This is a genomic window from Sulfuricella sp. T08 (assembly GCF_000971475.1).
GTDB lineage: Bacteria > Pseudomonadota > Gammaproteobacteria > Burkholderiales > Sulfuricellaceae > Sulfuricella.
Genome location: NZ_DF967563.1, coordinates 10,823 through 32,789, shown reverse-complemented (window position 1 = coordinate 32,789; position 21,967 = coordinate 10,823). Strand labels below are relative to the sequence as shown.

Below are 21,967 nucleotides of genomic sequence, written 5' to 3'. Positions count from 1 at the left end.
TTAGATCATATCGTCCGGAAAACGTCAATTAATCAGCCCGCTCAATTTCTACTCGGTTTATCCGCGATTGTCGTAAAATAGGCGCTTTTCTCCCACCGTAAAAGAATATGGTCCGTACTCGTTTCGCTCCCAGCCCTACCGGCTACCTGCATATCGGCGGCGCCCGCACCGCCCTGTTTTCTTGGGCCTACGCGCGCAAGCACAAAGGCACTTTCATACTGCGTGTCGAAGACACCGACCTGGAGCGCTCCACCGAAGAATCGGTGCAGGCCATTCTGGACGGAATGGCCTGGCTCGGCCTCGGGTACGACGAAGGCCCGTTCTACCAGATGCAGCGCATGGAGCGCTACAAGGCAGTGCTCCAGCAGCTTCTGGACGAGGGCAAAGCCTATCATTGCTACGCCAGCCGGGAAGAGCTGGACAAGCTGCGCGAGGAGCAACAGGCGGCCGGCCTGAAGCCGCGCTATGACCGCCGCTGGCGCGACTCCATAGCCACTCCGCCTGCCGGCGTTCAGCCCGTGATTCGCTTCAAAAATCCGCTCGATGGCGCAGTGGTCATCGACGACATGGTCAAGGGTCGCGTCGTGGTCAGCAATGGCGAGCTCGACGACCTGATCATTGCGCGTAGCGATGGTACGCCGACCTACAATTTCTGCGTGGTTGTGGACGACTGGGACATGAACATCACCCATGTCATCCGCGGCGACGACCATCTCAACAACACCCCGCGCCAGATCAACATCCTCAAGGCGCTGAACGCACCGCTGCCGCAATACGCTCATGTGCCGATGATCCTGGGTCACGACGGCGAACGCCTGTCGAAACGGCACGGCGCGGTCAGCGTGATGCAGTACCTGGAAGATGGCTACCTGCCGGAGGCGCTGCTGAATTACCTGGCGCGCCTGGGCTGGGCGCACGGCGATGAGGAAGTATTCGATCTCGACCAGTTCGTCGAATGGTTCGATCTCGATTCAATCTCGAAATCGCCAGCCAAGTTCAATCCGGAAAAACTGCTGTGGCTCAACCAGCAATACCTCAAGAAGACCGACAGCAAACGCCTGTCCAAGCTGGTAGTGCCGTTTCTGGAAACAGACTGCTGCGATCCCGAAACCGGGCCGAGCATGGAAGCGGTCATCGATCTGCTCAAGGAGCGGGTGAACACTGTCGAAGAGCTTGCCGACGCCGCCGTGTATTTCTACCGGCCGCTGACGCCCTCGCCTGAACTGATGGCCGAGCACCTCACGCCGGAAATCATTCCGGTAGTGCGTGAATTCCAGGAAAAACTGGGGCAGGTGGAGTGGAACAAGCCATCTATCAACAGCCTGATGAAATCGGTCGTGGCCGAACACGGCCTGAAATTTCCCAAGCTGGCGATGCCGCTGCGCCTGCTTGTCACCGGAGAAACGCAAACACCTTCGGTCGATGCTGTGCTAGAATTGATCGGTCGCGAGGAAACCCTGAAACGGATTTCAGCGCACATGAAAAGCTTTGCATAGACGCACAATCCTGTTGACAAGCAACCCCAGCGCCAAGTATAGTGGCGGCCTTTCGGGGGTATAGCTCAGCTGGGAGAGCGCTTGCATGGCATGCAAGAGGTCAGCGGTTCGATCCCGCTTACCTCCACCAAGTTTTATTAGGTCCCCATCGTCTAGAGGCCTAGGACACCGCCCTTTCACGGCGATAACACGAGTTCGAATCTCGTTGGGGACGCCAGTCTAATCAGGGGCCTGGAGAAATCCGGGCCCCTTGATTTTGCGCCAAGTTTGATTGGTGCTTGATCGAGCAGTTTGGAGTGGTAGTTCAGTTGGTTAGAATACCGGCCTGTCACGCCGGGGGTCGCGGGTTCGAGTCCCGTCCACTCCGCCAGCATTAAAAAAGCCAGCCTAACCGGCTGGCTTTTTTCATTTCCGGCACGCCTTAATACGCCTGCAAATCTCCGCCACCGATGTCGAGAGAATGCCGCCAGAACTGGTCGTCACGGTCGAACAAGCGGTAGGTGCCGCGCGGCCCCCAACTGCCGGCAGGGTAGGCATTGATGAAGTCGCGCTCCATCGACCAGACTTTCAGCACCGGGTCCACGACACGCCACGCCGACTCCACCTCGTCGATGCGCAGGAACAACGAATGATCGCCCAGCATGACATCCAGCAGCAGTCCCTCATAGGCGTCGTAATCCTCGTCCCCCCCCTTGTGGTAAGTCGCATCCAGGCTAATCGTGCGCGTATTCAGATCCAGCCCCGGAATCTTGACCTGCAGTTCCATTTTCAGGCAATCGTTTGGCTGGATGCCGAGCAAAATCCAGTTGGGGTGCGAGCGTTCGTGATGGGCCTGTCGCAGCAGATTCTGCGGCGGATTTTTGAAGCGGATACAGATCGCCGAACTGTTTTCCGCCATGCGCTTACCCGTACGCAAGTAAAATGGCACCCCGGCCCAGCGCCAGTTGTCGACAAACAGCTTCAGCGCGGCATAAGTTTCAGTAACGCTGTCTGGCGCCACGCCAGGCGCTTCCATGTAGCCCGGAACCGTCTTGCCATCGATAGTGCCACTTGCATACTGGCCGCGGAAGGCATGGGCATGCACCGCGTTTTGGGTAATCGGGCGAATTGCCTTGAGCACTTTGACCTTCTCGTCGCGCAAATGCTCGGGGGTCATGCTCACGGGCGGCTCCATTGCCACCAGAGCAAGCAACTGTAATAGATGACTCTGGATCATGTCGCGCAGTGCCCCGGCACTCTCGTAATAATCAGCGCGACACTCCACACCCAGGGTTTCGGAATGGGTAATTTGCACATGGTCGATGTAATGGTGGTTCCATAGCGGTTCCAGCAAAATATTGGCGAAGCGGAACACCATGATATTCTGCACCGTGCCTTTGCCAAGGTAATGGTCGATGCGAAAAATTTGCGGCTCGTCTAAATGCTTGTACAGACTGCTCTGCAAGGTTTGCGCGCTCAACAGATCATGGCCGAAGGGTTTTTCGATGACGACGCGACGCCAGCCATGTTTCTCCTTGAGCAGGTCGACTCCACCCAGCTTCTCGATGATGCCGGGAAATTCCGATGGCCGCACCGACATGTAGAACACCACATTGGGCGGAAAAGTGGAATCCTCGTCCAGAAGTTTATGCAGCTTTCGATATGCATCCGCATCGTCTGGCGGATTGGGATGATAATGCAGCCGCGCGCGGAATCGCTTGAACGCATGCTCATCGTAACCTTTGGGGTATTTGTTGTTCAGCATGGTCACTACTTCGTCCAGCCACTGCTCGCGAGTCCACGGTTCCAGGCTGGAGGAGAGTATCACCATTTTTTCCGGCAAACGCCCTGCCGTTTCAAGACGGAACAGCGCGGGGATCAACTTGATCCGGGCCAAATTTCCCCCGGCGCCGAAAATCATCAGGGTACAGGGTTCAAGGATTTTCATTTTCCGACCCCGGTCTGCTTAACAGCATGGCCCCCAAACGCGTTCCGCATCATGGAGAGCAGGCGGTAGCCATAGCCGGTCTCATTCTGGCTGGCGAAGCGCATTTGCAGCGCCAGGGTCAGAACAGGCGCAGCCACACCCTGCTCCACGGCCTCCACGACGGTCCAGCGCCCTTCGCCCGAGTCGGCCACATAAGGCGCCACATTGTCCAGGGCTTGATCGCCTTTTAATGCCTCCGCGGTCAGATCCAGCAGCCAGCTTCGTACCACCGAACTGTGCCGCCACAATTCTGTGATCTCCGCCAGGTCGAGCGCAAATTCATTTTTGCCGCGTAGCAGTTCCAGCCCTTCGGCCATCGCCTGCATCATGCCGTATTCGATGCCGTTGTGGATCATCTTGGTGAAGTGTCCAGAGCCGACCGGGCCGACATGCGCCCAGCCGCGATCAGGAGCGGGAGCCAAGGCCTTGAGCACCGGTTCCATGATCTTCGCGACCTCTGGGGTCGCCCCCACCATCAGGCAATAGCCGTTTTCCAGCCCCCATATGCCACCCGATGTGCCGGCGTCCATGAAGCCGATACCCTGCTCCGCCAGCCAGGCGCCGCGGCGCTGGCTGTCTTTGTAATTGGAGTTTCCGCCATCGATGACGATATCGCCCTTGGCGAGCAGAGGAACCAGTTCACGGATTTGATTCTCGGTCGGCTCGCCGCTCGGCAACATCAACCAGACCACGCGCGGCGACTGAAGTTTGGTTACCGCGTCCGCGACGGAAGAAGCAGCGGCCATGCCCTCCTCAGCAGCAAGAGTGGCCACCACGTCCGGTGAGCGATCGTAGCCGACCACTTCGATACCACCACGACGCAGACGCCGCACCATGTTGCCGCCCATTTTCCCCAACCCCACCATTGCTAGCTGCATCGCTCCTCCTTCTAATTGGTAATTTACTTCACTGAGGCCAATTGTATGCCTAAAGGCATTGTTGTTGGGAGCATATACGGTGCCTTCCTGCATCGTAAAGACGTATGACTTTGAGTTTCTCCAAATACTCGGCCCGGAAAAATCATCGGTACATTAAATTCACCCACTCCGTTTTACTGTTCAAAAATACAGATATTACCCGATTGATTTACTCAACTAATACGCTATATTTATAAAATGAATAATGACTATTCATTTAGCTTCCTGAGAGGCAATTCATTTCAGGCACGTCACCTGCGAAAAACGGAAACTTTTTCGCAGACTCCACACTGAACCAGCGGCCCTCTTCATATTGGGACGCCTTCTAACTGCTAAGGAGAGAATAATGAAAGAAGCTCACATCAACTATTCAGGCATGGATCTGGACTACAAAATGGCCAGTGGACTGGCTGCCTCTTTTGCTGAAAAAGATCCTTACATCACCGAGCCAGTCATGGTTGCCTGGCACGACAAGAAAACATCGCGGATGTCGCCCGTGATCTCAGGTGCCAACATCAATACGCGCTGGCTCGATTACGGTGCAAGCCACGGCGGCAAACTTGAAATAGACGTAAACGGTGAATTCGAATTCATCTTCGCCGATTCCAGCGCCTTTGATCAATATGGCCCCAGCCCGTATATCAATCTGCACGACAACCTCGGCAACGAATACCTATGCCAGATCAATGCACTACGCGACCCGCACGATCCAAGCAAGGAAGCCTGCGTGGTTCTGGACGACATGACCAGCAAGCTGACATAAGGTCCAGTAGTTTGCGACTTCCATGTCTATCCGAGCCTGCAAGACAGTGGCGTTTACCATTATGGAGATACATACCATGTCAGAGAACAATTCTCTTGTTGCCACCTATGCAAATCACACCCTGGCCAAGGCCACCGTCAAGAAATTGCACAAAGCCGGGCTGGACATGAGCAAGCTGTCCATCGTCGGCAAGGATGAAAACAAAATATTGAAAGAGGTAACGGTGGTCGGCGGCCTGAATGAACTTGGGGCGGAGCAATATAGCTGCGTTTCCAGGGAAACCATTCCTGATTACGAAGCCGAATTAAAAGCCGACAGGCTGCTCCTGTTTTTTCACGGAACGGCCGATGAGATTTCTCAGGCCAAGAGCATTATCGATACCACCCATCCCGAGAGCTGGAATGGAAATGTAGGTTGCTCTGTCTACTACGGATGCCTTGATTAATACCAGCAGCCATTCATGTTGAATTGCGAATTGCAGGTCGGGCTGAAACCCGACCTGCAATGACTGAGCCAAAACCCGGCTAGGAAGAGAGCAATCCCTTCTCTATTGCATAAGCGGTCAGCGTGGATGCATTGTGTAAATCCAACTTCTTCATCAGGTTGGAACGGTGCTTCTCGACTGTTTTTACACTCAGGCAGAAGAACTCGGCGATGTACTTGTTCGGGTGCCCTTCGGCCACCAGCTTCAACACCTCCCGTTCACGATGGGTCAGGGTATCCCACGGGCTCACTCCACCGGGGGCATTGCCCGTGCCCAGGTAGCCATTAACCACTTTCGACGAAATGTCGGGGCTCAAATAGATCTTGCCGTTCAGCACGCTACGAACCGCGACGAGCAATTCGTCATGCGTCGCATCCTTGAGGAGATAGCCGTCGACGCCAGCTCGCAAGCTCTCGTGGATATATTCATCTGTCTTGTGGATAGTGAGCACCAAAACGCGAGTTCCCGGATAACGCCGCTTAATATCCGCAATGGCTTCGATGCCATTCATTCCTGGCATGGACAGATCCATCAGGACTAGATGCGGCGCCAACAATCCAACCGCCTGGACAGCATCACGGCCATTGTCCGCTTCACCGACAATCTCGATATTCGGGTCCTGCATCAGTAAAGCCCGAAGACCGGCCCTTAGCAGAGTATGGTCTTCAACAATCAGAATACGTCGCTTTTCGTTCATTATGCCCTCAACGCTATGACTAGCGGCCATACCACACTGATTCGTGTTCCCTGCCCGACCGCTGACGCCAGCTCATAATGGCCGCCGGAAAGTTTTGCACGCTCTTTCATGCTCAGGAGACCGATACCTTTGTCGAGGGGGCAGTAGTTTGCCATCTCCGCAACATCGAACCCGACTCCGTCATCCTCGATCGAGAGATGGAGCGCGCCGCCGGCTTCCTTCAGGCTCACCCGGATGCGGCTGGCATTGGCATGCTTGACGATATTGCTGGTTGCTTCCTGGATAATGCGAAAAATCGTGATCTTGAGTGGGACTGGCACGTTTTTTTCCTCAATGCTGAAATCCTTTCCCACTTCCATGTCCTGGCAAACCGCTCCAAACTCCCGGAAGAACCATGACAGCGTGGCAAGAATACCGAGATCGTCGAGGATCGAGGGGCGCAGATCCATGGCAACGCGGCGCACCTCCCCGAGCGCATCCTTGACCTTGGGGATCAACCGCCGTAGCGATTCCGCCGCCACTTCGGATTCATTCCCGTCCAGCAACAGCAACGACTCCTCGAGTGAAATCTTGATCATGGTTAGCGACTGGCCGAGCACGTCATGCAAATCGGTGGCGATCCGCCTCCGCTCGCTCTCCTGAATCTCCAGCAACCGGGCCGACACAAGCTGCAATTCGCTTTGGGAAGTGCACCATGCAACCTTCGTCTTCAAACACTCAATATGACGGCCGCATTGCTCACTGCCTAACGTGTAATCTTCCTCTGCAACCGGCAGAATTTTGGCTGCGGGTTGCCGCGGTTGCTCTATCTGCTGTCCTGTCGATTTCGCATGCATAGCACCTCCTAATGAATAAGGGATCCTGCAAGCCCAGCCTAGCTCAGACCAGGCTGTGGGAAATAAACAAAGTGATACTACATAGTTTTCAGCCGCAAAATAAATGGCGCCCTTTATGCATGGTGGGTGCCCCACCAATTGGATAATTTGCTGCAAGTCATATCATCCACATTAAGATATAGTTGCCCGGAACATTGGGTTAAGTCATAAATACTCGACGTTGCTTTGTTCTGTGCGCGCCGTGTTCTCCATGGTGTCAAAATGAGTTTTTTTAAGTTCGCAGAGGAAAGAAAATCACATCGGACAAGGAGTGAAAACATGGAAACAATATTGTTTGACAGGGATGGTTTCCTGACTTTCCCGGAGAACTGGAACGAAGAGTTGGCCCGGCGGATCGCAGCTGAAAACGGCGTGGGCGAGCTGAGCGAGGAGCACTGGGAGATCATCCGCTTCCTGCGCAAACATTATCTCGAAGGCGGGCTGCCTGCCGTCAGCCATGTCTGCCATGTCCACCATTTCGACCACCATTGCATTTCCGATCTGTTCCAGAGCATGAAGGCAGCCTGGCACATCGCCGGCCTGCCCAATCCGGGAGAAGAGGCAAATGCGTACATGTAGATTAAGCGCTGCCGACTTTTGCCAGCCTTTTATCAGAACTTTTCAAAGTTTCGCTGAAATTCAATCTTATGGGGCCTGCCCGATCCTGGTTCAGCAATATTGATGGTAAACCGCAGAAAATCCGGTGCCGCAAAAGGGAAATCACCAATATAATAAATAGCTTCGCCCTCGCTGATACGCCTCATTTCGATTTTCCGATGCTGCGCTATCATATTTACGGCGTAGGCCGTAACATCGGCAGTAACCGCCCGGGAAGCCCCCCTTTCATCCGGCCTGGAAACCGCGACAGTGAGCAGCAAACGATTCTTGCTACGCTCGATGCTATATGTCTTTGCTACCTGGGGTGCAAGCGTATCCGTAGTAATGACATTGTAGTTGACATCCAGATCGCCAAATTTTTGTATCTCAGCATAGGAGGGAGCGGATATAAACACCAAACAAAACAAAAGCATGTTGGTCAATATTTTCATATTACTCCTCCTCCATTTCCTGATCCCAACAACTCAATATCATAATGGCAACACTATCAACTGGATGCAATAAGGAAAATCACTAATATGGGGTACTGAAATTCCTGACCTTTCTGCTCGAGTGGCAGGCGGCAAAGGAAACATTAGCCTTCCTTAAACATGTTCCACTACAGCAAATCCCTCACTCCAGGTAAAGCCCAGAATGTAACGAAATACAGGGTTTGCCTGAATGTGTTTTGGGGGTTGCTTACCTAGACTTACCTTTCAAAATAGCCACATAAGGAAAGGAGTCTGGTCATGAATGTTCATACCCTGTTTACAGGTATGGTGTTAACCCTGTCTTTTGCATTATTTTCCCCGTTTGTTGCAGCAGGCGAGCCTTACGCCAAGATCACCTATCCACACGATGGGGAAAAACTGGGCGCCACGTCCAGAAAACAGATTGATTACGAGGTCGATCCCGGACCGCGAGGCGATCACATTCATCTTTACGTGGACAACGGGGAAGCCGCCATCGTGCGCAAACTCGCCGGGAGCCACCCTCTCCAATCCATGACGCCAGGGCCGCATACGCTTTGCATCAAGGTGGTAAACAAGGCGCATGTTCCGATCGGTGTGGAGCAATGCGTAAATGTTAATGTGGAATAGCCGTGGACATCCAGAACCTGGGCTATGCGCTGACCCAGGTAGCGCACAACTTCGGCGCCTCTGCCGTGGTTGGCGGTGCCGTTGCCTCACTGTGGCTGGCGCCGCGCCCGGAACTGGATCGTTCTCTAGCATGGCTGGTGTGTGTGGGGTGGGCGGCCCAGATAGCGAGCGGCGCTGCCTTTGGAGCCATCAGCTTTTACTATTTCGGAAAATTTCCTGATCTTGGCAGTTTAGCCATTGCCGCTCTGGCGATCAAAGTGGCCTGTGCCGCTTCCGGCTTTTCACTGGCGGCTTTATATCTCCTGCGCGCGGCAAGCTGGACCGCTGCATTGCGCCGGAGAATCTGGCACATACTGGCCGGCCTGAGCGCCACGGCATTGACGGCGGCGGCCTTTTTACGCTGGTTTTCATGAGGCTCGACAATCACGATCGCGACGGCAATTCTCAATCCTGTTTCAAGGAGCCACACCATGAAAATCCAGGTTGTGTTTTACAGCATGTACGGACACATTCATCTTATGGCAAAAGCCATCGTCGAAGGCGCAAGCATGGTGGATGGCGCCGAAGCCAGCCTGTGGCGTGTGCCTGAACTGGTACCCGAGGATAAGCTCGTCGCCAGCGGCGCCAAGGCAGCACAGTCCGCCTTTTCCCAGGTGCCGGTCATTGCTCCCCAGCAACTGGCGGAAGCGGATGCCATCATTTTCGGCACGCCAACCCGCTTCGGCAACATGGCCGCCCAGATGCGCAATTTCCTCGACCAGACCGGCAAGCTGTGGCTGGATGGAAGCCTGGTGGGCAAGGTGGGCAGCGTCTTCACCAGCACGGCGGACAGGAGAGCACTATCCTCAGCTTCCATACCACGCTGCTGCATCAGGGCATGATCATCGTCGGCCTGCCCTACAGCGAGCAGCGGCAGATGACCATGAGCGAGATCAGCGGGGGCTCACCCTATGGCGCCAGCACCATCGCCGGGCCTGATGGCAGCCGCATGCCCAGCGACAACGAACTGGCAATGGCCCGCTTTCAGGGTAACCACGTGGCGAAAATAACTACTGCACTGATACGGGGACAGGTTTCCTGATCCTGAGCGCACTTCATGAATCAAGCAAACCCAACTCTCCAGACTAATAAAATTAAATGATCCACAGCACGGGCCGTTCAACAAAATGCATGAGTCGGGTTGATACAAAAAAGCTATCGCATCGTTAGAAATATACGATTGGCATGACAAGGCAGGATGGCCTTTAATAAAAGCTCATTAACGCTGAATGCGTTTGATAGCAGTTTTTCTACCGAGGAGAACGAAATGAGCAAATGCCCCTACATGACCACCGCCGCCGGGACGCCGGTGGCAGACAACCAGAATTCCCAGACCGCCGGACCGCGCGGCCCAGTGCTGATGCAGGATTATCAGCTGATGGAAAAAATGGCGCATTTCAACCGCGAGCGTGTGCCGGAGCGGGTGGTGCATGCCAAGGGCGCAGGCGCCTACGGCACCTTCACGGTAACCGGCGATATCTCCCGTTACACCCGCGCCAAGCTGTTTTCCAAGGTGGGGAACAAGTGCGAGATGTTCGCCCGCTTCTCCACCGTCGCCGGTGAGATGGGGTCGGCAGACACGGCGCGCGACCCGCGCGGCTTCGCGCTGAAATTTTACACCGAGGAAGGCAACTGGGACATGGTAGGCAACAACACGCCGGTGTTCTTCGTGCGCGATCCGCTGAAATTTTCCGATTTTATCCACTCGCAAAAACGCGACCCTGCCACCGGTCTGCGTGACAATACCATGCAGTGGGATTTCTGGAGTTTGTCGCCGGAATCGCTGCACCAGGTCACGACGCTGTTTTCCGACCGTGGAATTCCCGCCACTTACCGCAACATGAACGGCTATTCCAGCCATACCTACAGCCTGTGGAATGACCAGGGAGAACGCTACTGGGTGAAATGGCACTTCAAGACCATGCAGGGAATCAAGACCCTGACCAATGAAGAGGCGGCAAAGATCGCCGGCGAGGATCTGGATTACCACCGGCGCGATCTGCACGCCGCCATCGAGCGCGGCGAGTTTCCAAAATGGAAAGTGCAGATACAGATCATGCCTGAGAAGGATGCGGAGATCTATGCCATTCACCCCTTCGACCTCACCAAGGTATGGCCGCACAAGGATTACCCGCCGATCGATGTGGGCATCATGGAACTGAACCGCAACCCGAAGAACTACTTCGCGGAAGTGGAACAGGCTGCGTTCGAACCCGGCAACATGCCTCCCGGCATGGGCGCTTCGCCGGACAAGATGCTGCAGGCGCGGCTGTTATCCTACCCCGACGCACACCGCTATCGCATCGGTATCAATTATGCCGCGTTGGAAGTGAACAAGCCGCGCTGCCCGGCCCACACCTACCATCGCGATGGCCAGACCCGCTTCGACGGCAATTTCGGCGGCGCGGTCAACTACCAGCCCAACAGCTTCGACGGGCCGGTGGACGACCCGCGCATCAAGGAACCGCCGCTGAAAATCAGCGGCGATGCCGACCGCTACAACCACCGCGACGGCAACGAGGACTACAGCCAGGCCGGTAACCTGTACCGGCTGATGAACGCCAATCAGAAGGCACAGCTCATCGGCAATCTGGTGGGCGCATTAAAACCGGTGCCGCACTTCATCCAAGTGCGCCAGATCGGTCATTTCCACAAGGCCTACCCGGATTACGGCAGTCGCGTGGCCGAGGGTCTGGGCATCAGGATCGATGAGGTCTTCAGCAAGGTGGCATGATTTATCCTGGAAAAAGCAGTTAGCCGCAGAAAACACAGAGTTCACAGATAAAAAACATCTCTGTGTTCTCTGTGACTTTAACTTTTGCAGGCTCAAATCAGCAGATAACGCCACGCAGATTTTCGGGGGTTACGCGTTCATTCTTGCGGATCAGTTCCCTCGCCACATCGAGCCTGTCCCACACATTGCACATCATCACTCCTCTCACGCGTTCATCGCGCAGGTAGTAGATCACGCCGGTATGGTTTTCCTTCTGCCAGTCGGCAAAGGTCTCAAGCCTGGCATCCACTTCACCTGTGGCCTCGTAGCCGAACTCGAATAGATCGGAAAAGAAATAGGGCTGATAGCTGAAGACTTCGTGGGCGCCGGCCATGTTGTGCCCGGCCAGCTTTCCCTGGCTCAGGGCGTTATCCCAGTGTTCGATGCGCATATCATGGCCAAGCGCCAGGTAGGGGAAAAAAGCATTGTCGCCAGCCGCATGGATGTCCGGATGGGAAGACTCAAGATATTCGTTGACCACGATGCCGTTGCCCACTTCCAGCCCGGCCTCCTTGGCCAGGCCGATGGAAGGATCGACACCGATGCCGATGATCACCAGGTCTGACTCCAGGCTTTTTCCGCTGGCGGTTTCGGTGCGGAATTTGTCTCCACTTTTGCTGATGGCCGTCGGAAAGTCCGAAGGAATTACCCTGATTCCCCGCTCCTGAAAATGTTGCTGCACCGCCAGCCCGAGTTTTTCCGGGAACACCCGGCGACAGAGAGTAGCAGAGGGAAATATCATGGCGACTTCCAGACTGCTGTTCAGTGCGGCGGCGAGTTCCGAACCAATAAAGCCGCCGCCGACGATCAGTACGGACTGCCTGGATTTTGCCTCGTTCTTCATCCGCAAGTAATCGTCGAGTGTACGGTAGTAGCAGATGCCTTCGAGTTCTCCGCCAGGTATGGCGATCCGCCTAGGTTGGGTGCCCGTTGCCAGGAGCAGCTTGCCGAAGCCATAGCTCTCGCCGTTCGCGGCGGTGATGGATTTCTCCTGCGCATCGAGCTTCTCAACTCTGGCCCCCAGCACCATGGATACACCATGCTCGTCGTAAAAACGCTGATCGTGAATGAAAATGTCTTCCACTCTGGCTTTGCCAAACCATAGTTTCTTGGACAGCGGCGGGCGGTCATAGGGCAGGTGTGTTTCCTCGCCGACCAGCAGTATGCTTCCCTGGGTGTCGCGCTCCCGGATACCCTGGATGGCTGATGCACCCGCCAGGCCGCCACCGACAATCACGTAATCAAATTTTTTCATGGAATCCCCCTTCCGGCACCCGCCCCGGACCGCGATCATTTCCTGCTGCGCGGGCCTGTCGCTTTGGGGCTGATCGTGCATATCGCCTTCGGTGCATCGATGCGCAGCACGATGGACTCCCGGACAGCGAAGTTGAAATGGGCCGAATCGGAGAAGGTATAGTCCACGGTCAAATCATCCCCAACGAGCAGGGTGCCGGCTTCCGGCGCGACCAGCACGGCACCTGGAATATCGGTTTTGTAGATGCCGTTGGTGCACAATCCTTTCAGGTGATCGATCTGCAGCATGTCCGATCCCTCCGGATATCGCCGGAACAGATTATTGTAAAGTCTCGGCTCCAGAGCGAGCGCATAGGGGCCGTGGAAGCGGGAGCCATCCAGCAGGGTGACGGCAGCGAGGACATCGCGCAGCACCTGCTCCACGTCCATCCAGTCACCTCCTTCCAGATGGTTGCGGTTCTCGACGGTGCACAACCCGGCCAGACCGAACTCCGGATTACCCTGGTAAATCAGTTCTTCCTCGCGGGCGGCAACCTCCATGGCGGCCTGCGAGGGAGAGCTCAGATCTAGTGGATGCCCTGCCTCCGTATAGGCTGCAATGCGGCGGCGGCCAACGGTGAAATGACGGAATATCATGGGCACAGGAATCGTGCGCGAGATAATAATGGTAGCACCATGAGGAGCATGCTGGCGCTGGTCGTCATTGCCCGCCGGGGCAGCCACATATCCCATCCCGAAAGGTCCGTCCACCGGCAAAAATCGGCGCGCTGTCAGCGTCTTGCGTGCCTCGGCTACGGCCACCTCCTCCATGAGCGCGAGGATGGCAGCGTCAAAAGGAAGATTGGTGTTCATGTCATGCTCCTTTCATGGCGCCCACAGTCAGGCGCGGCGCATCCGCCCCGCCCTTCCCTGATATCTCGCCGGCATCCTTGCCAGTCGCTTTTTTTTCCGCCTGGGTAATGTCGCCCTGACTGAACAGATAGATGCCCAGAATTTCGTCCAGCCTGGGTATACGACGGCGCAGCCATTCCAGGATCATGGCCGCATGCTCCATTTCCTCATGCATGTTGTGTAGCAGGATGGCACGCAATTCCGCATCGGTGCAGGCATCGGCACGCTGGTGATACCAGTCTACAGCCTCGAACTCCTCCATCAGGGAGAGTATGGCGCGGTGGGCATCCATCGTTGCCGGGGCAAGTTTTTCTTCACTTTCATGCAGGCCTTCGTGCGCCATGATTTCACCTCCTTGTTCAGGGGATTACATGCAAATGTTTGCCTATTTTAGCGCGGAACGATATACGGTTTTTGCTGTATCTCAGTGGGGAAAAATAGGTAGAGTCACTGCATAAGCTCCATCTTCCAGAATTTGCAGAGTAATATCAGGTTGCATTCCCAGCCCGGAGCATTCAGGGGGGGGTCAATGGGGAGAAATTCATGACCACGACCAGAACCGAGCGCGACTCGTTCGGCGCCATCGAGATCCCGGCCGAACGGCTTTGGGGCGCACAGACACAACGTTCGCTCGAGCATTTTCATATTTCCTCGGAACACATGCCGCATGAACTCATCCTTGCACTCGCCGCAGTCAAGAGAGCCTGCGCGCTCGTCAACGGCGACCTGGGCCTGTTGAATCCGGACAAGGCGGCAGCCATCGTGCAGGCGGCCGAAGAAGTGCTGGCAGGACGCCACTCAGAAGAGTTTCCCTTGTCCGTCTGGCAGACAGGCTCCGGCACCCAGACCAACATGAACCTGAATGAGGTGCTCGCGAATCGTGCATCGGAATTGCTTGGTGGCGGACGTGGCGATGCCCGGAAGGTGCATCCCAACGACGACGTGAATCTCGGCCAGTCCTCCAACGACATTTTCCCCACTGCAATGCATGTGGCTGCCAGTCTGGGCATTCAGCAGAAGTTGCTGCCGGCGTTGGACATGCTGCGAGCAACGCTGGAAAACAGATCCATGGTATTCGTCGATATCGTCAAGATCGGCCGCACCCATTTGCAGGATGCCGTCCCCCTGACGCTGGGGCAGGAATTTTCAGGTTACGCGGCCCAACTCGATCAGGCGGAGCGGATCATCACCGCCGCCCTCCCCCCGCTACAGGAACTGGCGGTTGGCGGCACTGCGGTGGGCACCGGTCTCAACACCCACGCCGAATTCGGCGACCGCGTCGCGGCGGAGCTGGCGCGAGACAGCGGTCTGACCTTCAGAAGCGCGCCCAACAAGTTTGCCGCGCTGGCTGCCCACGATGGGCTGGTGGCCGCCCACGGCGCGCTCAAGACCCTCGCCGCTGCACTCATGAAAATTGCCAGCGACATCCGCTGGCTGGCCTCCGGGCCGCGTTCCGGACTTGGGGAAATCAGCATTCCGGAGAACGAGCTAGGCAGCTCGATCATGCCGGGCAAGGTGAATCCGACCCAGTGCGAAGCGCTCGCCATGCTGTGCTGCCAGGTCTTCGGCAACGATGTTGCCATCACCATCGGCGGGGCATCGGGAAATTTCGAGTTGAACGTGTTCAAGCCGCTCATCGCCCACAATTTCCTGCAAAGCGTGCGCTTGCTCTCAGATGGAATGACGAGCTTCGAAAAGCATTGCGCGCGCGGCATCGAAGCCAATCGCGAACGAATTGCGGAGTTGCTGGAGCGATCCCTGATGCTAGTCACTGCCCTGACCCCGCACATCGGCTACGACAAGGCCGCCGAAATCGCCAAGCAGGCGCATCGGGATGGCTGCACGCTAAAGCAGGCGGCGCTGGCTCTAGGCTATGTGACTGAAGAAGAGTTCGACCTCTGGGTGCAGCCGAGGGCGATGGTTCACCCTTTGAACAAAGCCATGAAACATATTCAGTAGCATCATGAGAATCATGCCAAATTTATTATTGCTGAGTAACCCTACCTCCTTTTACTGGATTCACCTCATTGAGGTTTTTTGCCCGCGAGCGTAGGTTGAATTAATTGGAAAGCGATTGTCTACGGCCTGCAACCCACAAGGGTTGGTCAGCCTCCACAACCTGACATTAAGGAGAGCAATCATGGATCTAGCAGACTTTCTCATCAACGTGCACCCTGAGCTTCCCATGAATGAGCGGGCTCAGCTGGAAGATGAAATTGGCCACATGGAGGGCGTCGTGTCGGCATGCTTCAACCCAAATCACCCCCATATGATGACGGTCACCTACAACCCCGATGCCATAAGCTCAAGCAAGGTAATGGCACAAGTAGGAAAACACGGCATCGAGGCGAGCAAGGTCGGCTTGTAAGCCGGCTTCATTCAGGGGCTTTCCGGTGTCTGCTGTGCCGCCTTCAACAGCTCGGCGGCTTCCTGCGCTGTGAGCGACTTCCAGGGCAAGGGTAACAGGCCGGGCACCCGTTCCATGTAACGCCGGTAGACATCGCCGTGATAGACCATCAGCTTCTTTTCTTCCAGCCGCGAACCGATGATGAAATAAACCGTCATCATCACGCTGGACAACAGCATTGCGGCATTCATGTCGCGTGTCCAGATCAGCACCAGCCCGAAGGAGTACCACGGATGACGCACATAACGATGGAATGGCGAAAGATGGAAGCCCTCCTGGTCCTCCACCCGCTGGGTGTGTGATTTCCACTGGCGCAGGCCGAGGAATTCCTGGGTATCGTAATAATTCAGCGATTTCATGAAACCAAACAGCGCCGCCAGGGCCAGTCCGTTCGCCAACCAGGCACCAATCCCCTGCCAGGCCCATAGCGTCGGACCGGGATTACAAACCATCAGCCAGAGTATCGGCAGCAGCATGAGGACCGCAAAAATATTGTAGCTCAGACGATAAAGCGGCATCCGTTCCGGATGATGCAAGGCGACCCAGCGTTTAATCCGGAGCGAAGCCAGCACCGAATGCAGGACGAAATATCCCAGCCAGAAGAGCGTCAGCAAAGCCAGATCCCGCCAATCCGATTCAGTCATGCCCTGTTCCGCCTTTTCTTGCGATCCACATTGCTTAAATATAGCGATAGAACATGGACGCGGATATCAGGCACCGCTTTCAAGCGCCCGCCACAGGCAGGCGCCCTTGCTGGCCTTGTCGATCTCGTCCAGGTAGGCAAGGTGCGACTCCATCTCGTCCGGTGTGGCCGCCAGCACCATCAGGTCATGCGGCACGAAATCCCACCCCAGATCGGCATGATTGTCTCCAGAGTCAGCGGATTCGATCATCAGGCTGTTCTGCCCGCGCGTCATGGCGAGATAAACCTCGGCAAGCAGCTCGGTATCCAGCAGGGCGCCGTGCAGGGTGCGGCTGGCATTGTCCACAAAATATCGGCGGCACAGCGCATCCAGATTGTTTTTCTGCCCCGGATGCAGATCCTTGGCCATTTTCAGGGTATCGATCACGTCCGGGCTATATTTCCCGACCGGCTCCAGACCGACCAGTTTCAGCTCCATATTGAGGAATCCGATATCGAACGGCGCGTTGTGGATAACCAGCTCCGCGCCGCTGATGAACTCGATAAAATCCTGGGCGATATCGCGAAAAAATGGCTTGTCCTGCAGAAACTCCAAGCTGATGCCGTGCACCTGCTGCGCACCCGGGTCGATCTCGCGCTGCGGGTTGAGGTAATGATGGAAGTGATTACCTGTCAAACGCCGGTTTATCATTTCAACTGCGGCTACCTCGATGATGCGATGGCCCAGATTTGCGTCCAGACCAGTGGTTTCGGTATCCAGAATGACTTGCCGCATGATTTACCCTCTTAATTCCTCGACACCCCGGTTAGCCAGCCTGTCGGCCCGTTCGTTGCCTTCGTGCCCGGCGTGACCCTTGATCCACAGCCACTCGATCTCGTGCTGCGCGGCCAGCACGTCGAGCTGCCGCCACAAATCATCGTTCTTCACCGGCTTCTTGTCGGCAGTGCGCCAGCCGCGCAGCTTCCAGGCGTGAATCCACTCGCTGATACCTTTCTGCACGTACTTCGAGTCGGTATGCAGCCGGACGATGCAGGGGCGCGACAAGGCTTCCAGCGCCCGGATCACCGCGGTCAGCTCCATACGGTTGTTGGTGGTGAGCTTCTCGCCGCCGCAGAGCTCCTTTTCGTGCCCGGAATAGCGCAGCCATGCGCCCCAGCCGCCCACGCCAGGATTGCCCTTGCAGGCACCATCGGTATAGATCTCCACGATGTTGCGCCGCAGCTCTGGAATTTCCTTATTTTCACCCATTTTCACTGTTCAGATATTTTATTGTTGATCATTTTCTGCGGTGCCGGGGCGAGCCCATTCTTTGCCGCTGAACTTCTGTTCCAGCTCGGCATGATCAAATGCATGCCGACCACCTTCTTTTTCGCCTGCAGAAAATATACACCTCCCGCCAGCGCCCACCAGCGGTCACCCGCGGCTTCCATGAAATTAAATCTCTGCAACCATTGTTCGTTGCGCAACGGCGGCTCATAGCAGCACATTCGGCCAGCCACCACATCAAAGCCCAGCAGGGCCAGCCAATCCTTGATGCGCGGCAGAGAAATAAAACTCCCATTCCAGGGGTAATGCTGCTTGCGACTGGGCAGGAACCGGGGCAGCCCCCATAGGCTGAATGGGTTGAAGCCACTGATGATCACCTGCCCCTCCGGCCTCAGCACCCGCTCCACCTCGCGCAAAAGCTGGTGGGGGTGAGCGCTGAATTCCAACACGTGGGGCAGCAGCAGCAAATCGATGCTCTGGCTGGCTATCGGCAAGCTACCCGGCTCGGTCAGTAATTTAACCTCCACTTTCCCGTATTCCGAAAATTGCGGCGCGGCAGCGAACCGCATCTGCATGCGATTCGCACGCAACAGATCGGATTGGACAAAACCGATTTGCAGCGCATTGAAGCCAAAAATATCCGCCACCACCTGATCAAAATAGGTCTGTTCGCGCTCGATCAGGTAGCGCCCGAGCGGAGTAGCTATCCATTCATCCATTGACATCGCACAGGGTTAATTCGAACATATCATCATGAAGATCATTCCCGTTCCTGCTTTCGAGGATAACTACATCTGGTTGATTTGCGACGGGCGCTACGCCGCAGTCGTGGATCCAGGCGACGCCGAGCCGGTATTGGGCCACCTCAGTCGCCACGGGCTGCGCCTTGCCGCCATCCTGATCACACACCACCACGGCGACCATACCGGCGGCATTGAAGCGCTTCTAAGACACGCCGCCGTGCCGGTTTATGGCCCCCGAAAGGAAAATATTCCAGGCATCACCAACCCGGTCGGCACAGGTGATACGGTGCGATTGCCGGAACTGGGCGTGGAATTCGCCGTCCTCGACGTCCCTGGCCATACCGCCGGCCACATTGCCTATTATGGCGCAAATTCCCTGTTTTGTGGCGACACGCTGTTCACCTGCGGTTGCGGCAAGCTGTTCGAAGGCACCCCTGCGCAGATGCATGCCTCGCTACAAAAATTTGCCGCCCTGCCCGACGATACCCAGGTCTATTGCGCCCATGAATACACCCTGGAGAACATCCGCTTTGCCAAAAAGGTTGAGCCTGCCAACCGCCAACTCCTGGAGCGTGAGGTGCGTGATCTCCAAACCCGAGAACGAAGCCGCCCAACCCTGCCGTCCACCCTGGCTCTGGAAAAAGCCACCAACCCTTTCCTGCGCTGCGAACACCCCGCCGTGATCGAAGCAGCCAGCCATTTTTCCGGCAGCCCACTAGATGATGCCGTCAAGGTCTTCACTGCTGTCAGGGAGTGGAGAAACAGATTCTAGTTCAATGCATTACCCACTGTCGCCAGAGTGCGGCATGCGAAGATAATCCTTGACGCAACAAGGGGTTCTTGGCTACTATCGGCAGGTTTCAATTAAGCTGAACAATCAACAACAAGCATGCGCCTTACCCCCATTTTAATTCTGGCACTGGCAAGCGTTTTCGCGCTGCATCTGCCGACTGCAAGCGCTGCTGACTTGCTTGGCACCGATTCCTCCGAACAACCTGTCAAACAAGCACTGGCCGAAACGACTGAAGCAGAGACACCTCTGCAGCTTCAGCCCAGCACCGGACTTCTCGGCTCCCCATCAAAAAAACCTCTCCTTGCAGGTCCATCGGAAGAACCCGTCGACTTATGGGACCGTATCCGTGATGGCTTCACCCTGGAGGAACTGGATTCGCCCCTGGTGCAAAACCACGTTGCCTGGTATACCAACCGTCCCGACTATGTAAGACGCATGGTAGAGCGCAGCCAGCTTTACCTGTACCACATCGTTGAAGAAGTCGAAAAGCGGGGAATGCCGACCGAGGTCGCCCTGCTGCCGATGATAGAAAGCGCCTTCAATCCCAAAGCCTATTCCACCAGCCACGCCTCCGGCATCTGGCAGTTCATCCCTTCCACCGGCAAGAACTTCGGCCTGGAACAAAACTGGTGGTACGACGGTCGCCGCGATGTCACGGCCGCAACGGATGCGGCGCTGGACTACCTGCAAAAGCTCCATGACATGTTCGGCAGCTGGGAACTGGCATTCGCCGCCTATAACTGGGGCGAGGGTTCAGTGCAACGCGCCATCGCCAAAAACCGGAAGATGGGCCTGCCCACCGACTATCTCAGCCTGACCATGCCACCTGAAACGCGTAATTACGTGCCCAAGCTGATGGCGGTCAAACAGATCGTCATGAATCCGGAGGCAGCGGGGCTCGACCTGGCTTCCATCCCCAACCGCCCCTATTTCGCCAGCGTCACCACCACCCAGCGCATCGACGTCGCCGTAGCCGCACGCCTGGCCGGAATGCCGCTGCACGATTTTGTCTCGCTTAATCCCGCCTATAACCGGCCCGTCATCAACTTCAAAGGTTCGCGTACCCTGCTGCTACCGGTGGGCAAGGCCGACACCTTTACCAGCAACCTCGAAAACTATGACAAGCCACTGGTTTCCTGGCAATCCTATACGCCGGCACGCGGCGAAAAAATCGACAAGGTTGCACGCCGCTTCAGCATCAGCGTCGCCCGGCTAAAAGAAATCAACAGCATCACCAAACACAACAAACTGTCAGCCGGCCAGACTCTGCTAGTGCCGCTCAGCCACAACGAAGCAGTAATTCCTGTCTTCGACGAAGCTCCACAGGCCATCGAATCTGAAGAAGCCTCGCCATTGCGGGTCGCATCCCGCCTTATTTATGCCGTGAAGAAGGGCGACACCCTGGCCAGCATCGCCAAACGCCACAAGGTCTCTGCGATGCAAATCAAGTCCCTGAACAATCTCAGGTCCAACCGCCTCAGCAACGGCCAGAAACTGGTCATCCGCCAGGAGACCCTCGCCAAACACAAGCTTGCAACGGTCCAGGTCAAACCTGTGAAACAAGCGGCAACAGGCAAGGCTAAGCCTGTGAAACTCGCTGCGACTAACAAGACTAAGCCTGTGAAACTAGCCGCGGCGAATAGCGCTAAACGCAGCCAGCGCTATTACACCGTGCGCCGCGGCGACACCATGGCCAGCATCGCCAAGCAATTTAATGTCGCGACCAACGATATCCAGCGCTGGAACAATATTTCCGGCAAGCGTGGCCTCACCCCCGGCGACAAAGTCACCCTGATGCTGCCCGGCAAGGGCTGATTCATCTGCCGGCGTCCAGCCGGTTTGCTACTTTTCAGAATACAAATGACAACTGGCGCTATGCGTCGCGCTGAAGACAGCCACAGCCGGATAGCTTTGCCGGCATGAATCCATGGCCTGCGGGCAGCGCGGGTGAAAATGGCAGCCTGACGGCGGGTTCGCCGGCGAAGGCAAATCCCCTGCCAGGCGGATGATTTCCCGGTGCGCTGCGGCGTCCACCACCGGCACGGCCGAAAGCAGCGCCCGGGTATAGGGATGGCGCGGCGCCTGCATCACTTCTTCCACCGTGCCGCATTCGACAATCCGTCCCAGATACATCACAGCCACCTCGTGGGCAAAATATTCGACCACTGCCAGATTGTGGGTGATAAACAGATAGGCTAGGCCAAGTTCGTTCTGCAGCCCCTTGAGCAAGTTTAGAATTTGTGCCTGCACCGAGACATCGAG

26 protein-coding genes and 3 tRNA genes are annotated in these 21,967 nt (G+C 56.1%); 16 read left to right on the top strand and 13 right to left on the bottom strand.

What is annotated here, in order from left to right; genetic code table 11:
- The first annotated feature begins 107 nt into the window (after positions 1-107).
- From gltX to SCT_RS14485, 4 genes are all read left to right on the top strand, one after another.
- Positions 108-1,496 carry a glutamate--tRNA ligase gene (gene gltX, locus SCT_RS14500; RefSeq protein ID WP_059424380.1) on the top strand — a complete coding sequence of 463 codons (1,389 nt, stop codon included), beginning with the start codon at positions 108-110 and terminating at the stop codon, positions 1,494-1,496.
- 54 nt (positions 1,497-1,550) lie between these two features.
- A tRNA-Ala gene (locus SCT_RS14495) sits at positions 1,551-1,626 on the top strand.
- A gap of 11 nt (positions 1,627-1,637) precedes the next feature.
- Positions 1,638-1,713: transfer RNA gene (locus SCT_RS14490), tRNA-Glu, on the top strand.
- Between the two features lie 76 nt (positions 1,714-1,789).
- A tRNA-Asp gene (locus tag SCT_RS14485) sits at positions 1,790-1,866 on the top strand.
- A 51-nt stretch (positions 1,867-1,917) separates the two neighbouring features.
- Here SCT_RS14485 and zwf read toward each other — a convergent pair.
- Both zwf and gnd read right to left on the bottom strand, forming a co-directional pair.
- On the bottom strand, positions 1,918-3,423 hold the full coding sequence (gene zwf / locus SCT_RS14480; RefSeq protein WP_189799677.1) for a glucose-6-phosphate dehydrogenase: 1,506 nt from the start codon (positions 3,421-3,423) through the stop codon (positions 1,918-1,920).
- Entirely contained in the window at positions 3,420-4,340 is a 921-nt protein-coding gene (gnd, locus tag SCT_RS14475) for a phosphogluconate dehydrogenase (NAD(+)-dependent, decarboxylating) (RefSeq protein WP_059424609.1), read from the bottom strand. Before gnd ends, zwf begins: the two co-directional genes overlap by 4 nt.
- A 385-nt stretch (positions 4,341-4,725) precedes the next feature.
- Between gnd and SCT_RS14470 the strand changes: the two genes are divergently transcribed.
- A complete protein-coding gene (locus tag SCT_RS14470; RefSeq protein WP_059424378.1) occupies positions 4,726-5,142 on the top strand; it encodes an AF1514 family protein in 417 nt (138 codons plus the stop codon).
- A gap of 76 nt (positions 5,143-5,218) precedes the next feature.
- Entirely contained in the window at positions 5,219-5,587 is a 369-nt protein-coding gene (locus SCT_RS14465) for a hypothetical protein (RefSeq protein WP_059424376.1), read from the top strand.
- A 79-nt stretch (positions 5,588-5,666) separates the two neighbouring features.
- On the opposite strand, the gene SCT_RS14460 is transcribed toward SCT_RS14465, so the two are convergent.
- Complete coding sequence (locus SCT_RS14460; RefSeq protein ID WP_059424373.1) at positions 5,667-6,323, bottom strand: response regulator transcription factor; 657 nt, start codon at positions 6,321-6,323, stop codon at positions 5,667-5,669.
- Complete coding sequence (locus SCT_RS14455; RefSeq protein WP_059424368.1) at positions 6,323-7,159, bottom strand: sensor histidine kinase; 837 nt, start codon at positions 7,157-7,159, stop codon at positions 6,323-6,325. The genes SCT_RS14460 and SCT_RS14455 overlap by 1 nt, the downstream gene beginning before the upstream one ends.
- A 318-nt stretch (positions 7,160-7,477) precedes the next feature.
- On the opposite strand from SCT_RS14455, the gene SCT_RS14450 reads away from it, so the two are divergent.
- The gene (locus SCT_RS14450) at positions 7,478-7,777 is read left to right on the top strand and encodes a TusE/DsrC/DsvC family sulfur relay protein (RefSeq protein ID WP_059424367.1); all 300 of its coding nucleotides are present in this window, start codon (positions 7,478-7,480) and stop codon (positions 7,775-7,777) included.
- 32 nt (positions 7,778-7,809) lie between these two features.
- Here SCT_RS14450 and SCT_RS14445 read toward each other — a convergent pair whose 3' ends face one another.
- On the bottom strand, positions 7,810-8,247 hold the full coding sequence (locus SCT_RS14445) for a DUF4426 domain-containing protein (RefSeq protein ID WP_059424364.1): 438 nt from the start codon (positions 8,245-8,247) through the stop codon (positions 7,810-7,812).
- Between the two features lie 297 nt (positions 8,248-8,544).
- Here SCT_RS14445 and SCT_RS14440 point away from each other — a divergent pair, with 297 nt between their 5' ends.
- The 5 genes from SCT_RS14440 to SCT_RS14425 all read left to right on the top strand — a co-directional run bounded on the left by SCT_RS14440 (position 8,545) and on the right by SCT_RS14425 (position 11,668).
- Positions 8,545-8,895, top strand: a complete 351-nt coding sequence (locus SCT_RS14440; RefSeq protein ID WP_059424361.1) for a hypothetical protein — start codon at positions 8,545-8,547, stop codon at positions 8,893-8,895.
- 2 nt (positions 8,896-8,897) lie between these two features.
- Complete coding sequence (locus tag SCT_RS14435) at positions 8,898-9,308, top strand: hypothetical protein (RefSeq protein WP_059424358.1); 411 nt, start codon at positions 8,898-8,900, stop codon at positions 9,306-9,308.
- 57 nt (positions 9,309-9,365) lie between these two features.
- Positions 9,366-9,776, top strand: coding sequence for an NAD(P)H:quinone oxidoreductase (wrbA, locus tag SCT_RS14430; RefSeq protein ID WP_371257750.1), 411 nt, complete (start codon positions 9,366-9,368; stop codon positions 9,774-9,776).
- Positions 9,773-9,976, top strand: a complete 204-nt coding sequence (locus SCT_RS17960; protein WP_371257749.1) for a hypothetical protein — start codon at positions 9,773-9,775, stop codon at positions 9,974-9,976. The genes wrbA and SCT_RS17960 overlap by 4 nt, the downstream gene beginning before the upstream one ends.
- 225 nt (positions 9,977-10,201) lie before the next feature.
- Positions 10,202-11,668, top strand: coding sequence for a catalase (locus SCT_RS14425; protein WP_059424353.1), 1,467 nt, complete (start codon positions 10,202-10,204; stop codon positions 11,666-11,668).
- Between the two features lie 97 nt (positions 11,669-11,765).
- On the opposite strand, the gene SCT_RS14420 is transcribed toward SCT_RS14425, so the two are convergent.
- The 3 genes from SCT_RS14420 to SCT_RS14410 are packed head-to-tail and all read right to left on the bottom strand — an operon-like array spanning position 11,766 to position 14,195.
- Positions 11,766-12,962 (bottom strand): NAD(P)/FAD-dependent oxidoreductase, encoded by a 1,197-nt coding sequence (locus tag SCT_RS14420; protein WP_059424346.1) that lies wholly within the window; start codon positions 12,960-12,962, stop codon positions 11,766-11,768.
- Positions 12,963-12,997: 35 nt separating this feature from the next.
- The gene (locus tag SCT_RS14415; protein WP_059424343.1) at positions 12,998-13,813 is read right to left on the bottom strand and encodes a family 1 encapsulin nanocompartment shell protein; all 816 of its coding nucleotides are present in this window, start codon (positions 13,811-13,813) and stop codon (positions 12,998-13,000) included.
- A gap of 1 nt (position 13,814) precedes the next feature.
- On the bottom strand, positions 13,815-14,195 hold the full coding sequence (locus SCT_RS14410; RefSeq protein ID WP_059424339.1) for a ferritin-like domain-containing protein: 381 nt from the start codon (positions 14,193-14,195) through the stop codon (positions 13,815-13,817).
- 200 nt (positions 14,196-14,395) lie between these two features.
- On the opposite strand from SCT_RS14410, the gene fumC reads away from it, so the two are divergent.
- Complete coding sequence (gene fumC, locus SCT_RS14405) at positions 14,396-15,811, top strand: class II fumarate hydratase (RefSeq protein ID WP_059424337.1); 1,416 nt, start codon at positions 14,396-14,398, stop codon at positions 15,809-15,811.
- A gap of 181 nt (positions 15,812-15,992) precedes the next feature.
- Entirely contained in the window at positions 15,993-16,220 is a 228-nt protein-coding gene (locus SCT_RS14400) for a hypothetical protein (protein WP_059424335.1), read from the top strand.
- An 11-nt stretch (positions 16,221-16,231) separates the two neighbouring features.
- On the opposite strand, the gene SCT_RS14395 is transcribed toward SCT_RS14400, so the two are convergent.
- From SCT_RS14395 to SCT_RS14380, 4 genes are all read right to left on the bottom strand, one after another.
- Complete coding sequence (locus SCT_RS14395; RefSeq protein WP_059424334.1) at positions 16,232-16,903, bottom strand: isoprenylcysteine carboxylmethyltransferase family protein; 672 nt, start codon at positions 16,901-16,903, stop codon at positions 16,232-16,234.
- 66 nt (positions 16,904-16,969) lie between these two features.
- Positions 16,970-17,677: a DNA polymerase III subunit epsilon gene (dnaQ, locus tag SCT_RS14390; protein WP_059424332.1), complete on the bottom strand. Its 708-nt coding sequence runs from the start codon at positions 17,675-17,677 to the stop codon at positions 16,970-16,972.
- A 3-nt stretch (positions 17,678-17,680) separates the two neighbouring features.
- Positions 17,681-18,151, bottom strand: coding sequence for a ribonuclease HI (rnhA, locus tag SCT_RS14385; RefSeq protein ID WP_059424330.1), 471 nt, complete (start codon positions 18,149-18,151; stop codon positions 17,681-17,683).
- 2 nt (positions 18,152-18,153) lie between these two features.
- Positions 18,154-18,888, bottom strand: a complete 735-nt coding sequence (locus tag SCT_RS14380; protein WP_371257748.1) for a class I SAM-dependent methyltransferase — start codon at positions 18,886-18,888, stop codon at positions 18,154-18,156.
- Between the two features lie 34 nt (positions 18,889-18,922).
- On the opposite strand from SCT_RS14380, the gene gloB reads away from it, so the two are divergent.
- Both gloB and SCT_RS14370 read left to right on the top strand, forming a co-directional pair.
- A complete protein-coding gene (gloB, locus tag SCT_RS14375) occupies positions 18,923-19,684 on the top strand; it encodes a hydroxyacylglutathione hydrolase (protein WP_059424327.1) in 762 nt (253 codons plus the stop codon).
- 117 nt (positions 19,685-19,801) lie between these two features.
- The gene (locus SCT_RS14370) at positions 19,802-21,520 is read left to right on the top strand and encodes a LysM peptidoglycan-binding domain-containing protein (RefSeq protein WP_059424325.1); all 1,719 of its coding nucleotides are present in this window, start codon (positions 19,802-19,804) and stop codon (positions 21,518-21,520) included.
- A 27-nt stretch (positions 21,521-21,547) separates the two neighbouring features.
- Here the strand turns inward: SCT_RS14370 and SCT_RS17720 are convergent.
- Positions 21,548-21,967 (bottom strand): ABC transporter ATP-binding protein (locus tag SCT_RS17720; RefSeq protein WP_237759706.1); only part of this gene is annotated, 420 nt, incomplete at its 5' end.

What these genes read in the sequence shown, in the direction of transcription:
- gltX (WP_059424380.1), top strand. Translation starts at nt 108, where the DNA reads ATGGTCCGTACTCGTTTCGCTCCCAGCCCTACCGGCTACCTGCATATC.
- zwf (WP_189799677.1), bottom strand. Translation starts at nt 3,423, where the DNA reads ATGAAAATCCTTGAACCCTGTACCCTGATGATTTTCGGCGCCGGGGGA.
- gnd (WP_059424609.1), bottom strand. Translation starts at nt 4,340, where the DNA reads ATGCAGCTAGCAATGGTGGGGTTGGGGAAAATGGGCGGCAACATGGTG.
- SCT_RS14470 (WP_059424378.1), top strand. Translation starts at nt 4,726, where the DNA reads ATGAAAGAAGCTCACATCAACTATTCAGGCATGGATCTGGACTACAAA.
- SCT_RS14465 (WP_059424376.1), top strand. Translation starts at nt 5,219, where the DNA reads ATGTCAGAGAACAATTCTCTTGTTGCCACCTATGCAAATCACACCCTG.
- SCT_RS14460 (WP_059424373.1), bottom strand. Translation starts at nt 6,323, where the DNA reads ATGAACGAAAAGCGACGTATTCTGATTGTTGAAGACCATACTCTGCTA.
- SCT_RS14455 (WP_059424368.1), bottom strand. Translation starts at nt 7,159, where the DNA reads ATGCATGCGAAATCGACAGGACAGCAGATAGAGCAACCGCGGCAACCC.
- SCT_RS14450 (WP_059424367.1), top strand. Translation starts at nt 7,478, where the DNA reads ATGGAAACAATATTGTTTGACAGGGATGGTTTCCTGACTTTCCCGGAG.
- SCT_RS14445 (WP_059424364.1), bottom strand. Translation starts at nt 8,247, where the DNA reads ATGAAAATATTGACCAACATGCTTTTGTTTTGTTTGGTGTTTATATCC.
- SCT_RS14440 (WP_059424361.1), top strand. Translation starts at nt 8,545, where the DNA reads ATGAATGTTCATACCCTGTTTACAGGTATGGTGTTAACCCTGTCTTTT.
- wrbA (WP_371257750.1), top strand. Translation starts at nt 9,366, where the DNA reads ATGAAAATCCAGGTTGTGTTTTACAGCATGTACGGACACATTCATCTT.
- SCT_RS17960 (WP_371257749.1), top strand. Translation starts at nt 9,773, where the DNA reads ATGATCATCGTCGGCCTGCCCTACAGCGAGCAGCGGCAGATGACCATG.
- SCT_RS14425 (WP_059424353.1), top strand. Translation starts at nt 10,202, where the DNA reads ATGAGCAAATGCCCCTACATGACCACCGCCGCCGGGACGCCGGTGGCA.
- SCT_RS14420 (WP_059424346.1), bottom strand. Translation starts at nt 12,962, where the DNA reads ATGAAAAAATTTGATTACGTGATTGTCGGTGGCGGCCTGGCGGGTGCA.
- SCT_RS14415 (WP_059424343.1), bottom strand. Translation starts at nt 13,813, where the DNA reads ATGAACACCAATCTTCCTTTTGACGCTGCCATCCTCGCGCTCATGGAG.
- SCT_RS14410 (WP_059424339.1), bottom strand. Translation starts at nt 14,195, where the DNA reads ATGGCGCACGAAGGCCTGCATGAAAGTGAAGAAAAACTTGCCCCGGCA.
- fumC (WP_059424337.1), top strand. Translation starts at nt 14,396, where the DNA reads ATGACCACGACCAGAACCGAGCGCGACTCGTTCGGCGCCATCGAGATC.
- SCT_RS14400 (WP_059424335.1), top strand. Translation starts at nt 15,993, where the DNA reads ATGGATCTAGCAGACTTTCTCATCAACGTGCACCCTGAGCTTCCCATG.
- SCT_RS14395 (WP_059424334.1), bottom strand. Translation starts at nt 16,903, where the DNA reads ATGACTGAATCGGATTGGCGGGATCTGGCTTTGCTGACGCTCTTCTGG.
- dnaQ (WP_059424332.1), bottom strand. Translation starts at nt 17,677, where the DNA reads ATGCGGCAAGTCATTCTGGATACCGAAACCACTGGTCTGGACGCAAAT.
- rnhA (WP_059424330.1), bottom strand. Translation starts at nt 18,151, where the DNA reads ATGGGTGAAAATAAGGAAATTCCAGAGCTGCGGCGCAACATCGTGGAG.
- SCT_RS14380 (WP_371257748.1), bottom strand. Translation starts at nt 18,888, where the DNA reads ATGGATGAATGGATAGCTACTCCGCTCGGGCGCTACCTGATCGAGCGC.
- gloB (WP_059424327.1), top strand. Translation starts at nt 18,923, where the DNA reads ATGAAGATCATTCCCGTTCCTGCTTTCGAGGATAACTACATCTGGTTG.
- SCT_RS14370 (WP_059424325.1), top strand. Translation starts at nt 19,802, where the DNA reads ATGCGCCTTACCCCCATTTTAATTCTGGCACTGGCAAGCGTTTTCGCG.